Genomic DNA, 13,716 nt, shown 5'->3' with positions numbered 1-13,716 from the left:
GGATGGGGGACTTTCGCTTTATGTTTCGAGGCACGGACGGCCCCGTTTTTGTTCGTTTCGATGCGACGTTCATGTTCGCCGCGCGCCACGCAGCAACATCAGCGTGACGAGCCATGGACCGCCGAGCAGCGTCGCGACGAGGCCTGCCGGAAGCTGCTCCGGATACGGAAGCTGCCGGCCCAACCAGTCCGCGACGACCATCAGCAGCGCGCCGAGCATCGCCGCGAGATAGAGCTGCGGCAGTGGACGCCGGCCACCCGACAGCCGCGCGATATGCGGCGCGATCAGCCCGACGAAGGACAGCGGCCCGACCACGACCGTCGCTGCTGCCGTTGACAACGCCGCGAGCAACAACAGGCCAAAGCGCGCGCGCGCAACCGGCACGCCGATGCTCGCCGCCACCTGCGGATCGACGCCGAGCGCCGCAAGCCATCGCGCGAACAGGGGTGCCACGGCGAGCGACAGTAGTGCGAGCGCGGCCATGACGAACGCCATCGCCGGCTCGATGTAGTAGGTCGAACCGACGAGCAGATTGAGCAGCACGCCCGCGCGCGGATCGCCGCTCGCCATCACCGCGCCGACGACGGCCTGAAACAGCGCGCTGATCGACAATCCGACCAGCAGCAGCCGCTCTGGCGCGAAGTGCGCGCGCCTCCCGAGCCAGAGGAGCAGACCGAGCGTGACGCACGCGCCGGCCACGCATCCCGCGAACAGCGCGGCTGGTCTGAAGCTGCCCGCGATCAGCAAAACCGCGACGACGCCGAACATGCCGCCCGAACCGACGCCGAGCAGATCGGGGCTTGCCATCGGATTGGCAGTCATGCGCTGCAACAGCGTGCCCGCCGCGCCGAGCAGAGCGCCCGCCGCGAGCGCGGCCAGCACATGCGGCACGCGCCAGAACAGCAGCGCGTCGATGTCGGTCAGGCGCGCGAGCCGCCAGCCGTCCGGTCCGCGCGTGACGACGAACGACAGCGCACACGCGATCACGAGGAGCGCCGCCCACGCGAGCGGCATCGCATCCACGCCATGGCGTGCGCTGCCGCGGTCGTGCGCTGCGTGCATGTCCGGCGTGGTGCGCAGACGCGGCAGCAGCGCGACGAGCAGCGGCACGCCGATCATCGACGTGACCGTGCCGGTGGGAATCAGATGGGCCGAGAAATCGCCCGCCGTCGCGACGCGCACGAGTTCGTCCGTCAGAAAGAGCAGCGCCGCGCCTATCGGCGGCGCCCATACGAGCCGTTCGCGCAAGCGGCGAGCGCCCGCGAGCCGCGTCAGCAGCGGTGCGGCCAGTCCGATAAAGCCGATCACCCCGACCTGCGCCACCACGCTTGCCGTGAGCACGACCGCCACGAGCAGCGCCGCGCCGCGCATTCTGCCGACCGCGACGCCGAGATTGCGCGCGGCGGCGTCGCCCGCATCGAACAGTTGCAGCGGGCGCTGCAGCACCGCCACCGCGAGCGCAGCACCGGCCACGCTCGCGGCGACACGCGCGGCAGGATGCCAGCCGGTCTGATCGAGCGCCCCGCCGCCCCAGATCTGCAGGCTCTGCAGCAGATCGAAATGCATGACGCCGATCGCGAGGCTGATCGCGCCGCAGTACAGGTTGACCACCATGCCTGCGAGAATCACGGCAAGCGAGGACATGCGTTGCAGCCACGCGAGGCCGAGCACGATTGCCATCGCCAGTGCGCCGCCCGCGAGCGCGATGGTTTCGCGGCCCGCAATGAGCCAGCCCGGCAGCCAGACGCTGACGACGGCGAGCGCGAGATACGCGCCGGGAAATATGCCTAGCGTCATCGGTTCGGCAAGCGGATTGCGCAGCACCTGCTGCACGAGCACGCCAGCGAGCCCGAGCGCCGTGCCGCACAGCAGCGTCATGGCGATGCGCGGCAGCACGCTCTCGTGCACCAACACGTCGCGCATGTCGGTGAGATCGGGTGAGACGAGCGCTTTCCAGAACGATGCGCCATCGAGCACGCCATGCAGATGCAGCGCGGCGAGGCACACGGCGGGCACCAGCAGGCCGGCGAGCATCACGACCCGCCGGTCACGCGCCGGTGTCGATGGCCGGGCGAGCGCGACGCGGTTGCTACGCAAGTCCGCCTCCGCCGTTGTCGATGGTGGCGCGTGCATCGGCCATTGCGGTGGCGAAACGTTGCATTGAAATCAGGCCGCCGTACGGTGCGATGACGGGCAACACCGCCACGCGCTTCGCGCGGACCGCCGGCAACGCGCGCCAGAGCGGGCTCGCCGCCAGCGCCGCGCAGATGTCGGGCGCAAGCGGCCGGGTCAGCACGATATCGGCTTCGGCGGCATCGACCAGGCGTGGCAGTGGCACGACCGCGGAACCCATCGCGTTCGTCGTCCACCGCGCGCGTGCATTCGCCGCGTTCGACATGCCGATTCTGGACAGCACGTCGTTAAAGAGACTGCCTGCGCCGTACAGGCGCAGATGCCGTTCGTCGACGACATCGGCCACGATCACCGGCCGGCCGTGCGGCATGCGCGCCGCCACATCGCCTAGTACGCGCTCGGTCGCGGTGAGCAGCGCCTCGGCCTGGACTCGGGCGTCGACAGCGGCGGCCATGCTGCAGGTTTCAGCACGCAGGCGGGCATACGGATGCGCGTCGGTCATGTACGCGCCGAGCGTGAGCGTCGGCGCGATGCGCCGCAACGGTTCGAGCAGCCCGGCATGCGCGGGGGTGACGATCAGCAGATCCGGCGCGAGCGCGAGCAGCGCATCGAAATTGGGCTGATACAGAAGGCCGATATCCGCGACATTGGACGGCAGCGGCGGCACCGCGATGGTGTTCCTGTACCACGCGGGCAGCGGAATACCGACCGGCGAACGCCCGAGCGCGAGCAGCGTTTCGGTCAGCTCCCAGTTCAATACGACGATGCGTCGCGGTGCGAGTCTGGCTATGACGCTCGCGGCCCGCGAGAACGCGAACAGCGCGGCCGCGCCTCGCAGCAGCGTGCGTCTGCGTGGCGCGATCATGACGGAAACCCCATGCGGCGGCCGGTGGCGGCATCGGTCGTGACGGACATCGGCACGCCGTAGATGGCTTCGAGCCGCGCGGGATCGACGATGTTCGCCGCGTCCTCGCGCATCAGCAGCCGCCCTTCGCGCAGCGCGACGATACGCTCGCAGAAGCGCGCCGCCATGTTGATGTCGTGCATCACGATGACGGCGGTCATCGCGCGTTCGGCGCACAACGTCCTGACGAGTTCGAGCACGGTCAGCTGATGGCCGACGTCGAGCGCCGACGTTGGTTCGTCGAGCAACATGCAGCGGCTGTTTTGCGCGACGAGCATCGCGATCCACGCACGCTGGCGCTCGCCGCCCGACAGACTGTCGACGGTGCGATCGGCGTGGCGATGCACATCGGCGGCGTGCAGCGCCGCTTCGACGTGCGTGGCGTCGTCGGCGGTGAAGCGCCCGAGTGCGCCGTGCCACGGATAGCGGCCCAGCGAGACGAGTTCGCGCACGGTCATGCCATCGGTCGATGGCGTTTGCTGCGGCAGCCAGGCCACGGCACGCGCGAATTCGCGCGTGGTCCAGTCGGCGAGCGGCCTCCCCGCGCATCGGACGACGCCCGCATCCGCACGGAGCTGTCCCGCCAGCAGCTTGACGAGCGTGGACTTGCCGGAGCCGTTGTGCCCGACGAGGCCCGTCAGGCAGCCCTGTTCGATATGCAGATCCAGCGGATGCAGCAGGACGCGTCCACCTGCCGAACACGACACGCCTTCGAGCGAAAACGCGGGCGGCGTTGCGATGGCGAGCGCCGTTTGGGAGACGTTGCCGTTCATGCGAAGGCTGCCTTTGTCGTGGAACTCACCTGACCGCTGTCGAGCTTGACGATGCGGTCGGCCAGATCGAAGTAACGGTCGTCGTGCGTGATGACGAGCACCGTCTTGCCGCGCGCCTTCAGTTGCGGCAGCAGCACGCGGTAGAAGACGTCCTTGAACGGGGGATCCTGATCGGCGGCCCATTCGTCGAACAGATAGAACGGGCGATCCTCGAGAAGAGCGATCAGCAGAGCCAGACGCTTGCGCTGGCCTTGTGACAGATCGAGCGTCGAGAAGCGCCCGTTCTCGATGCGCACCTTGTGCTCGAGGTGCAGCGCCACGAGCAGGGTGCGCGCCGTCGCCTCGCTGTGCGCGGGCAGGCCGAGCAGCGAATCGAACAAATGGAAGTCGCTGAAGACCGCGGAGAAAAGCTGCCGGTACGCGGCGCGGTTGTCGTCATCCACTGCCGTTGCGTCGATGACGATACGCCCCGCCTCCGCCGGATACAGTCCGACCAGCACTTTCGCGAGCGTGGTCTTGCCGCTGCCGTTGCCACCCACGAGATAGACGAGTTCGCCCGCCCGGAATGTCAGATCGATCGGTCCGAGCGTAAAGAATCCATCTTCGGCTTCGCGCCTGTAACGATGTTCGACGCCTTCGAGCGCGATGCTTTTGAACGCATCGGCGTCGAGCGCGACGCTCGCGGGCTCGGGCGGCAGCGCCGCTTCGAGCTGATCGATGCGCTCGAAAGCGATCCGCGCGCTGCCGATGGCAGGCAGCGCTGCCAACAAACCTTCGACCGGCATGATGAGGTAGAGAAAGACGAGCGCATAGCCGGACATTACGTGCGCATCGGCATGAAAAGCGCGTGCGAGCACGAAGAGGGTCAGGCCTACGAAACCGAACAGCAGCACATTCCCCCAGCTTGCGGCCAGCGCGTGCAGGATATAGCCGCGCGTGCGCTGCACACGCACGGCTTCGACGTGCGGGGCGAGATCGCGCGCGACAAACGCGTCGGCGCGCGCCCGGTGCAGCTTCAGTTCCTTTGCGCCGTCGAAGAGCGAACGGAAGCGTTGCAACAGGCTGTCTTCGCGCTGCCGGGAATCGCGCAAATGACGCAGCGCTCGCGTGCCGATCAGATGCGTGCCGAGCGACCCCACGCCGATCACGACGAGCGCGAACAGCAGAATCGGCAGAGACAGGACGCCGAGGTAGACCAGACAGCCCACGATCACCGCGCCCTGCATGGCGATCGACGGCAGGCTGATGAAGAACACGACGATCGTGTCGAGATCCTGCGTGAGCGCGTTGATGGCGCGCGATGCGCCGCATCGTTCGAGGTCGCGGTACGACGCGCCCGCGATGCGGCCGATCGTCTGCAGGCGCAGCCGCGCCTTGGCCCGCTGACCGAGGTACATGAACAGCAACTGCGAGACGACACGCGTGAGGACCACCACGACGCCCAGCGCCGCGAAGCGCAGGCCCAGGGCGAGCAGTTCCTCGCCGCTTGCGCGCAGCGCCTGATTGATCAGCGCGACGAGCACTGCGTTCGCCGCGCCGCTGACGAGGCTGATGGCCAGCGCAACGGGAAGCAGACCGCGCGCGCTGCGGATGGACGAGGCTAGCAATGACACGGGCGGCAACCGTCGTAGAAAGAAGCGATGGCAGGCGAGTGGCCACAAACGGCGGCAGAAGGCGGAAATAATGCGAGAATGCGAACCATTAACATTTAAGCTGGCGAGTTGGCACAAAGCCTTGAGTGATCGAGAGTTTAGCGTTCCGCTAAAAAGGCAGGCCGACATGCAATATCGAATTTCTGACAAAAATTTGTCTTTTGACGATATCGCCGCCGGGCGACTTTTGCACAGATCATGAAAGAGTTCCTGCTCAAACGCTATCCGCTGGACCGTGTGCCGTTGCCCAGAGACGTGATGGCGACGCTCGTCGACTATCGCCACGGCGCGCGCGTGACGTGGCATCAGCACAAGCATGGGCAACTCGCATTCGCCGTGCGAGGCGTCGTGCGTGTGCTCACCCCCGGGCGCACCTGGACGCTGCCGCAATCACGCGCCGTGTGGCTGCCATCCGACGTGGATCATGAACTGCACGCGGTCGGTGACACGCAGCTGTGCAGCGTGTATTTCGAGCCGCGTGTATTTCCCTGGTCGTGGCACGAACCGGCCGTGATCGCCGTGTCGCCGTTGATGAGAGAACTGGCAATCGTGCTCGGCACCGCGGGCGAGCAATACGCGGCGGGAAGCCATGCCGCGCTCAGTGCGCCGCTGTTGCTGAAAGTCCTCAAGGAAACACGCGCGCTCGTCGAACCAGGCGTGCCGCTGCCGCGTGACGCACGGCTGCTGCAAATCTGCGAGCATCTGATGAACGACCCGGCGAGCGAATTGACGCTCGATTTCTGGGGCGAGCAGTTCCAGACCAGCGGTCGAACGTTGGCTCGCCGTTTGAACGCCGAGACGGGGTTGACGTTCGGCGCATGGCGCCAGCAAATACGCGTGGCAGAGGCGATCACGCTGCTTACACTAGGACAGCCCGTGACGCAGGTGTCGAAAAAGCTCGGTTATCGCAGCGCCAGTGCATTTATCGTTATGTTCCGTCAGGTAACGGGAGAGCCGCCACAGCGATATCTGGCATCGCGCTCGTCAGTCGATTGAACGCGGAACGTGGAGCAGTTATTTGAAGCTCTGGCAGTATGATCAAGCCTCGCATTCCCGCGCGGCGCGCCGCTTGGCAAGCAGTGATCGAGGTACAGGAACGGCGGCATCGAGAGCGGACGAAAGTTGTCGATGCTGACCTTGCCGACCGGAACCGGCAGGATGTATCGGAATGGCCGCTCGGGATTTAACCCCGCCCCGTAGCCTTCGCAATGGGTCGAAAGGCCGCTCGGGGTCGAGGAGCGACAAGCGCCTCGGTCAATCAGCGATCATTGGATACCGCCGATAGACGACGGATCGGACTATGTATTCGCGATCCGGCAACGCGCTGACGGGAGTTTCCTTGGGTTGGCCGGCCTACACCACGTACGCACTGAGAGCCCGGAACTCGGCATCTGGATTCGTGAAGATCGTCATCGAAATGGCTTCGGTCGCGAAGCCGTAACTTTGGTTGCACACTGGGCAACGCGAACCATTGGCTGTGCCAGTTTCACCTATCCGGTTGCCGAAGAGAACCGCGCCAGCCGGCGCATCGCCGAATCGTTGGGCGGCGTCATTGTGGAAAGCCGCGTGACATCAAAGTACATATCCGTCGTTTACCGAATTCCTCGGCGGCCAGTCATGAGCGAGGTATAAGCGGTTCGGCCCACAAACTGACATCCGCTGCCCAACTTCGGTCAGTCGATTTTGAGCTTCGAATCGTTGACAGTTCGAGATACAGAAGCCGGTCGAAGACGGGGGTTGAAGACAGACCCCGTCAGGCGATAACAACGCGACAAACAATATCAGCGTTTGGACTGTGCAAGCTGATCTGCGCGTCGCTGACTCCAGAACTCGAACATCCATCCTGGATATTCGGCGACGAGTTTGCTGACGCCGTCGATCGCGATAAGTTCGTCTTGGGCAAGTGTCACATTGGCAGCCCCGAGATTCTCTTCCAACTGATCCATGCGCTTAGCACCAATCAGTACGCTCGTGACCACCCTCTGGTGCAACAGCCAAGCCAGCGCAATCTGCGCGATCGACGCTTGTTTAGCTTCAGCAATTGGGCGCATCACGTCGATCGCATCGTAAGCGCGCTTTTCGTCAAAGGGTGGAAATGCATGCACGGAGCGACGACTGTCATCCGGCGCAGCCGCGCCTCGCGGCTGTTTTCCGCTGAGGAAGCCGCCTGCGAGAGGACTCCAAACCAGAAGGCCGATGCCTTCGCTTTCCAGCAACGGGGCGATTTCCCGTTCTATGTCACGTCCAGCAACGGAGTAATAGGCTTGGAGCGAAGTAATCCTCTCGATTCCGAGACGCTCCGAAATACCGATTCCCCGCGCAATTTGCCAGGCTGCCCAGTTGGAAACGCCAATGTATCGGACGTACCCCTGCCGAACGAGATCGTCAAGTGCTCGAAGGGATTCCTCGATTGGTGTTGCCGGATCGAAGCCATGGATCTGATACAGGTCGATATGATCAACTCCCAATCGCGTGAGACTATTCTTGGCGGCGTCGAGCAAGTGACCGCGCGACACGCCGCCGTCGTTCGGCCCTTCGCCCATCGTTCCGAACGCCTTGGTGGCTATCAGATAACTTTCTCGCGGCACTTGCAGGTTGCGTAGAGCTTCACCAAGAAAGCGCTCGGACTCGCCCAAAGCGTAGCGATCGGCGGTATCGAACAGATTGACGCCGGCCTCGAAGGCGCGCGCGACAAGTGTGTTGGCTTCGTGTTGAGCCAAGGAACCAAGCGCTTGAAAGCCTTTGTTTTCACCAAACGTCATCGCGCCGAAACCCAGTTCCGAAACGAAAAGACCGGTGTTTCCCAAGCGGTTATATTTCATGCCTACCTCAAGCAGGTTAGAGAGTGACCTGCTTGAGAGCGTACGTGCGTACGACGCGATATCGGTAGCCTTATGCTGCCTGTTTCCTGCCCATTTCTCTCTAAACGGACAGAACTGGATAACCCTCAACGACGCGATGTGGCAAGATTCCAGGTGTCCAGATCGAGTCAACTTCCATGCGTCCTCAAAGCTCAACCGATCCATCCGAACGCCAACGTGATGAAATCGAGGCGATCATCGCGCGCTTTGCTTCGACGCGCAGCGGCTACGGAACACCCGTGCCTGGACTTCGTGTCGCACGCATATCCAAGCCCGTTCCACCCACGGCGCATTTCGACGCGGCCTATTTGTGCGTATGCGTCCGGGGGCGTCGACGCGTATCCGCGGGAGAAACCGTCATCCTGCATGACGAGAGCCACTGCGTTCTTACCGCTATCGAAGTGCCGACCATCATTGCAATTCCCGACGCAAGTCCGACTCGTCCCTATACCGCGCTGCGTATTGACCTTGACCTCAATCTCGCCCGCCAGATCATGGCGGAGATCGACATAGAGGGGCCGGACTCTGTTCCTGCCGATGCTTGCCTTGCCGTTGTAGAGCTTGATCCTGATCTCCTTGATGGCGTGACCCGTCTTGTAAGACTGCTGGAACGCCCGGCAGACATCGCCTTCATGTCCTCGCTTCTCCATCGAGAAATTCTTTACCGCCTTTTAACTGGCTCCGGCGGCGCTCGCTTGAGACGAATTGTACGATCAGGGTCGCAAAGTCATCGGATTGCAAAAGCCATTGATTGGTTGCGCACTCACTTCCATGAAAGTCTGCGCGTTGAACACTTGGCGGACAAGGCTGGCATGGGTGTGTCGACATTGCATCGCCACTTCGCTGAACTTACCGGCATGAGTCCGATTCAATATCAGAAGCATCTGCGCCTACATGAGGCACGTCGGCTGATTCTGGAGAATGAATGGGAAGTTGGGCTGGTGGCACTGAAGGTTGGTTATGAAAGCTCCACGCAATTCATCCGTGAATATCGCCGCCTCTTCGGGGCACCGCCGATGCGGGATATGAAGGCGTTGAGGGAAGCGGGCGGTAATCGTGCGACGATCTGATACGCGGCTTCATACTTTTTTTGTTCGGGATATTCGCTGGCCTGACTGCCCTGGCTATCATGTTCCCTCTCTGCATGGAACATCCAGTTGGGCTACCGTGTCATGTAACTAGCCGCGACGGAACACTTCATATCGACAATGGCTTTGTAACGCAGGAATACCTGGTCGATGGTATCGATTCCTTTCTCCTGGCAACAGGCGGAAGGCATCCCAGTGGTCCCATCGGAATAAGTCTACTTAAGGAGCTGCCACCGGGTTCGACGTTGCATGCCGAGTTTTGCGGATCCAGGCCTGTCCGTTTGATTTCAAACGGGCACAAAGTTTATGAATTGATTCAGAAGCGCGCGGAGGAAAACCGTGTGCGGGTATAGAGCAAACCGGGTGGTTCGCGATAACTCGTTTCTAGCATTCCTCGATACACATCCTGTCGACGAGGATGGGTCCCCTGGTTTAATCGGCGATCGGCTCTTCGTCCTCCATCGTATCGGCGGATTCAGCATTCTCGACCCGAGTCAGAACAAACTCGGCGACCGAGTTCCAGTGCCTCAATGCACTCACTCGCCCGTCTTCCATCACAAACTCGAATGTCCTTTGTGGCCATTTCGGGTTGCGAAACTGAAGTTCTTTGAACGGAGTTAGAACTTCCGCGGGAGCCTCCGGAAAGTGCAGCATGAGTTGGTTGTCGCGCCGCAGCTTGATCGTGCACTTGGCGCCGAAAGCAGCCTGGTACGTGCCGGTAAGCTGCCTGAGCACACTCGGCGAAGGCGCATCCGGAATCCGGACGAACACGGCATCCGTCGCGTCGAGCCACAAACTGACGCGGTCGATATCGCCGAGTGGACTGGTCAAAAACGACATGGACCACGCGCCTTCTGCCTCGTCATCGTCGGTATCGAACCGGTCATAGTGGTAATGATGCAATGGAAGCTTCGTTTGGCGGAAGCGAAACTCAAGCTCGGAATCCTTGAGCGAGATATACAGTTTCCCGTAAGCAGGATGCTCGTAGCGACCGACGTAGTCTGCGAGATCGTGTGAGGGTCGTGTGTTGGGAATGGCGCTTGGTTTTACCCGTTCGCGCGACTCACGCATGTTTTGCTTTGCTTTCGAATGGAACTCGCGCAAGGCTTCCATCGAACTCGACTCGCCCAGTCCAAGCAGGCGATCATAGACGTTATAGCCGACGGCATTTCGCAGCATTGAGCAGTGGTCGCCGATCACGAACACGACTACGCCCAATTTCTCGCGTGGCAAATACGAGACCTGCGAATGGAAGGCGCGGAGATCGCCGCCGTGACTCGTAAGTAGATGTCCCCGATACGAAGAGGTTTGCCGGCCCATCCCATAGATTGAATTGATCTCCGGCTGAAAACCAAGGACGTCGGCAAGCGGGTCCGGAAATGCGAGCCCCGGCGCCAAAGTAGCCCGAAGTATCTGCTCCGGAATGACCTTCTTTCCAGCCATCATCCCGTTGTTCATCAACATGGCCACCCAGCGACTCATATCATCGAGGCTAGAGACGATGCTCCCCGCTGGACTCGACCAATTCAGCTCTGGATATGGTGTCTGCCAGAGCGCCTCGCTATCTCGCCTCTCTGTGAACGGTACCGCGTGATTCGGATGAGCCAACATGTCGGCAATGGTGAAAGCAGTCTGGGGCATACCCACAGGAGTCAAAACCTCGTCGCGGATGAATTGATCCCACGACTTGCCACTTAGCAACTCGATGATGTGGCCCACAGCCTCGTACATCATGTTGTTGTAGATAAGCTTCGTCCGGAAGGGAGCGACAGGCTTCATGAATCGGATCCGGTCGAATAGTTCCTTTTTTGAGAACTCGGCTCTATGCAGGATCATGTCATACCGGGGCACGCCGGTACGATGGCCGAGCATATCGCGTAGTGTCACCGCGGCATCAAGCGACTTGTCGTAAAAGCGCAAACTCGGGACGACGTCGCGAATCGGCTGGTCGAAGGTCAGCGCGCCCTTCTCGACTAGAATGCCGGCTGCAATGGCTGTAAATAATTTGGTGTTCGACGCGATAGGAAACAAAGTTGAAGATAAAAACGGCAGTCTGTTTGCATGGTCACGGTAACCATAGCCTCTCGTGAAGATGACTTCTTCGTCTTTTACAATACTGACGCCTATGCCGGGCGCATTCCATTGATGCACCTGCGCGTTTATGTAATCGTCGAAATCACCCAGGTCGCTTAGCATCTACCGTCCTTAGATTCGAAGGTCAATTTTCGAGAGAGGTTACTCTCATGCTCCTCTACGAGTGCGGAGCAGGTAGCAAAGCCGTCGCGCTAGCTTGCGTTACTCAAGCAGTCTTTTGAAGGAACTCGTCCTGCCTAGAGGGGTATGGCTTTTTGATGTCAGGCGGTGAAGACCGGAGCAAGTCAACACCTGCAAAAAATTTTACAGTGAACAATAAAAGAGCATTCGGATTGGTGATGGCTTACAACACGCCTCCACTCCCGAACGAGCGGCCGTTATAGAGAAAGCTGAACGACCGTTGATGCTCGCGTGTCGTCAGTCGTGGCTTTGCCGCATCAACGCAGAAAATGCGGTTTTGCGTAAGGCAGCGGTCGGCCATGAAGAGCCGTGCGCCACTTCTGCAGAAACGTCCGCTTCTACGCGTGCAACGGCCGTCGCAAGCCTGTCACCGAACCGATATGTATTGAACCGGAGCAACGTGAAGACATGCCCGCGAAAGCTCGGGGCAACGCGGGATGATATGACTACGTCTCGACCACATGAATCGGTAGAGCCCCTTCGACCGCGCAAGCAGCCCTCGAGGTTGTTTGCATCACTGCTGCACGCGCCGACGCTTAGTGTGCCCGTTGCCGCGCAAACCATGCGCGGCGCAGCGGCAGCAGCACCGCGATCGCCAGCACCGCCGTGCAGGTATCGAGCGCGATCGCCGTGCCGAATACCGCATGCCAACTGCCGGTGCGCTGATGCAGCAGCGCCGCCACCGGACCGCCGAGAATCGAGCCGACGCCTTGCGCATAAGACAGGCACGCGTAGTTGACGATCGCATGCCGGCTGCCGAAGGTATCGGTCAGCGTCGAAGGAAACAGCGAAAAGATCTCACCCCAACCGAGAAATACCACGCCCGACAGCAGCACGAACAACAGCGGGTCGTGCCGCAGCGCGAGCCATAATGCCATGGCCACCGCTTCCATGCCGAATGCGATGCACATGGTCGGCTCGCGGCCGATGCGATCGGAAATCCATCCGAACAGCGGCCGCGTCACCCCGTTGGCCACGCGATCGATGGTCAGCGCAAGCGGCAGCGCCATGAGTCCGAATACGCTCAGGTCGGCGAGGCCGAAGTCGCGCGTGAACACGGCCATTTGCGACGTGACCATCAGGCCGGAGGTCGACATCATCGACATCATCGCAAACAGCAGCCAGAAGATCGGCGTGCGCAGCATCGCGCCGGTGCGCGTGTCGCGCGCCGCTTGCGCGGCCACCGGCGGCCGCCAGTCCGCCATGTAGCCGGGCGGCGGCAAGCGCATGCCGAGCCCCGCGGCGATGCCGACCACCGCCAGCAACACGCCGAAGCCGGCCAGCGTGTGCTGATAGCCGTACTTCGCGAGGCTTGCCGCGATCGGCCACGTAGTCAGCATCGAGCCCATGCCGAAGCCGGCCATCACCACACCGATCGCGAGGCCGCGCTTGTCCGGAAACCAGCGCGCCATCAGGCCGATGGTGCCGACCACGATAATGCCCACACCGAGGCCGCCGATCACGCCATAAGCCAGATACACCTGCGTCAGCGACGACGCGCTGCTGGTCAGTATCCAGCTGAGCCCGGTCAACGCGCCACCCGCCGCCAGCAGCCAGCGCGCGCCGAAGCGTTCGATCAGATAGCCCTCGAGCGGCGACAGGAAGGTCTGGCACACGATCAGGATCGAGAACGTCACCTGTAGCGCGGGCAACGACACGCCCAGCCGCTGCATGAGCGGATGCGTAAGCAGGGTCCAGATGTACTGCGGATTCGACGCGACCATCGCGCACACCACGCCGCACGCGAGCTGGCACCAGCGGTTGTGAAAGGAAAACGCGAACTGCGTTCGGACGGCGGTATCGACAGGCTGCGTGCTCATGGGCAAGGAGGGGCGGCAATATTGAAGGGCCCACGCCCGCGCAATGTCTATGCCATGATGCGGATGCGCGCAGCAGCAGCCGTGCGGCGCACGGACGGCGCAGCAGAAAGCGCAGTCCGGATCCGCAACAGGCGCACGGCAAGCCCACGCAGATGCGGCCTCGCATGAACCGCAAGCGAGCCGCAAGCCGATGGCAAGCCGGACGGCGAGC

At 62.1% G+C, this 13,716-nt stretch carries 9 protein-coding genes and 1 pseudogene; 3 read left to right on the top strand and 7 right to left on the bottom strand.

Annotated features, from left to right (window positions below; genetic code table 11):
• Window positions 1-69 precede the first annotated feature (69 nt).
• From fhuB to BTO02_RS05135, 4 genes are read right to left on the bottom strand one after another with little or no spacing between them, the layout of a single operon-like run.
• Window positions 70-2,097, bottom strand: coding sequence for a Fe(3+)-hydroxamate ABC transporter permease FhuB (gene fhuB / locus BTO02_RS05150; RefSeq protein WP_232243452.1), 2,028 nt, complete (start codon window positions 2,095-2,097; stop codon window positions 70-72).
• Complete coding sequence (locus BTO02_RS05145) at window positions 2,090-2,998, bottom strand: ABC transporter substrate-binding protein (protein WP_075156120.1); 909 nt, start codon at window positions 2,996-2,998, stop codon at window positions 2,090-2,092. The genes fhuB and BTO02_RS05145 overlap by 8 nt, the downstream gene beginning before the upstream one ends.
• Window positions 2,995-3,810: an ABC transporter ATP-binding protein gene (locus tag BTO02_RS05140; RefSeq protein WP_075156119.1), complete on the bottom strand. Its 816-nt coding sequence runs from the start codon at window positions 3,808-3,810 to the stop codon at window positions 2,995-2,997. Before BTO02_RS05140 ends, BTO02_RS05145 begins: the two co-directional genes overlap by 4 nt.
• The gene (locus BTO02_RS05135; RefSeq protein WP_075158611.1) at window positions 3,807-5,423 is read right to left on the bottom strand and encodes a cyclic peptide export ABC transporter; all 1,617 of its coding nucleotides are present in this window, start codon (window positions 5,421-5,423) and stop codon (window positions 3,807-3,809) included. The genes BTO02_RS05140 and BTO02_RS05135 overlap by 4 nt, the downstream gene beginning before the upstream one ends.
• 237 nt (window positions 5,424-5,660) lie before the next feature.
• Between BTO02_RS05135 and BTO02_RS05130 the strand changes: the two genes are divergently transcribed.
• Together BTO02_RS05130 and BTO02_RS05125 are read left to right on the top strand one after the other, a co-directional pair.
• A complete protein-coding gene (locus tag BTO02_RS05130; protein WP_075156118.1) occupies window positions 5,661-6,458 on the top strand; it encodes an AraC family transcriptional regulator in 798 nt (265 codons plus the stop codon).
• Window positions 6,459-6,713: 255 nt separating this feature from the next.
• Window positions 6,714-7,094: pseudogene (locus BTO02_RS05125) on the top strand (GNAT family N-acetyltransferase); the annotation flags it as partial.
• A 149-nt stretch (window positions 7,095-7,243) separates the two neighbouring features.
• On the opposite strand, the gene BTO02_RS05120 reads toward BTO02_RS05125, so the two are convergent.
• Window positions 7,244-8,284 carry an aldo/keto reductase gene (locus tag BTO02_RS05120; protein WP_075158609.1) on the bottom strand — a complete coding sequence of 347 codons (1,041 nt, stop codon included), beginning with the start codon at window positions 8,282-8,284 and terminating at the stop codon, window positions 7,244-7,246.
• 176 nt (window positions 8,285-8,460) lie between these two features.
• On the opposite strand from BTO02_RS05120, the gene BTO02_RS05115 reads away from it, so the two are divergent.
• Window positions 8,461-9,393: an AraC family transcriptional regulator gene (locus BTO02_RS05115; RefSeq protein ID WP_075156117.1), complete on the top strand. Its 933-nt coding sequence runs from the start codon at window positions 8,461-8,463 to the stop codon at window positions 9,391-9,393.
• A 450-nt stretch (window positions 9,394-9,843) separates the two neighbouring features.
• Here the strand turns inward: BTO02_RS05115 and BTO02_RS05110 are convergent, their stop codons facing one another.
• Window positions 9,844-11,607, bottom strand: coding sequence for a serine hydrolase (locus BTO02_RS05110; RefSeq protein ID WP_075156116.1), 1,764 nt, complete (start codon window positions 11,605-11,607; stop codon window positions 9,844-9,846).
• Window positions 11,608-12,221: 614 nt separating this feature from the next.
• Window positions 12,222-13,505 (bottom strand): oxalate/formate MFS antiporter, encoded by a 1,284-nt coding sequence (gene oxlT, locus BTO02_RS05105; protein WP_075156115.1) that lies wholly within the window; start codon window positions 13,503-13,505, stop codon window positions 12,222-12,224.
• Between the last annotated feature and the right edge of the window lie 211 nt (window positions 13,506-13,716).

It is taken from the genome of Paraburkholderia sp. SOS3 (genome assembly GCF_001922345.1).
Taxonomy (GTDB): Bacteria; Pseudomonadota; Gammaproteobacteria; order Burkholderiales; family Burkholderiaceae; genus Paraburkholderia.
Note: the sequence above shows the minus strand (reverse complement) of the source record. Positions and strands in the feature narration are given on the sequence as shown.

Coding starts and splice junctions, on each gene's coding strand:
- oxlT (WP_075156115.1), bottom strand. CDS start 13,505: ATGAGCACGCAGCCTGTCGATACCGCCGTCCGAACGCAGTTCGCGTTT.
- BTO02_RS05120 (WP_075158609.1), bottom strand. CDS start 8,284: ATGAAATATAACCGCTTGGGAAACACCGGTCTTTTCGTTTCGGAACTG.
- BTO02_RS05110 (WP_075156116.1), bottom strand. CDS start 11,607: ATGCTAAGCGACCTGGGTGATTTCGACGATTACATAAACGCGCAGGTG.
- BTO02_RS05130 (WP_075156118.1), top strand. CDS start 5,661: ATGAAAGAGTTCCTGCTCAAACGCTATCCGCTGGACCGTGTGCCGTTG.
- BTO02_RS05145 (WP_075156120.1), bottom strand. CDS start 2,998: ATGATCGCGCCACGCAGACGCACGCTGCTGCGAGGCGCGGCCGCGCTG.
- BTO02_RS05115 (WP_075156117.1), top strand. CDS start 8,461: ATGCGTCCTCAAAGCTCAACCGATCCATCCGAACGCCAACGTGATGAA.
- BTO02_RS05140 (WP_075156119.1), bottom strand. CDS start 3,810: ATGAACGGCAACGTCTCCCAAACGGCGCTCGCCATCGCAACGCCGCCC.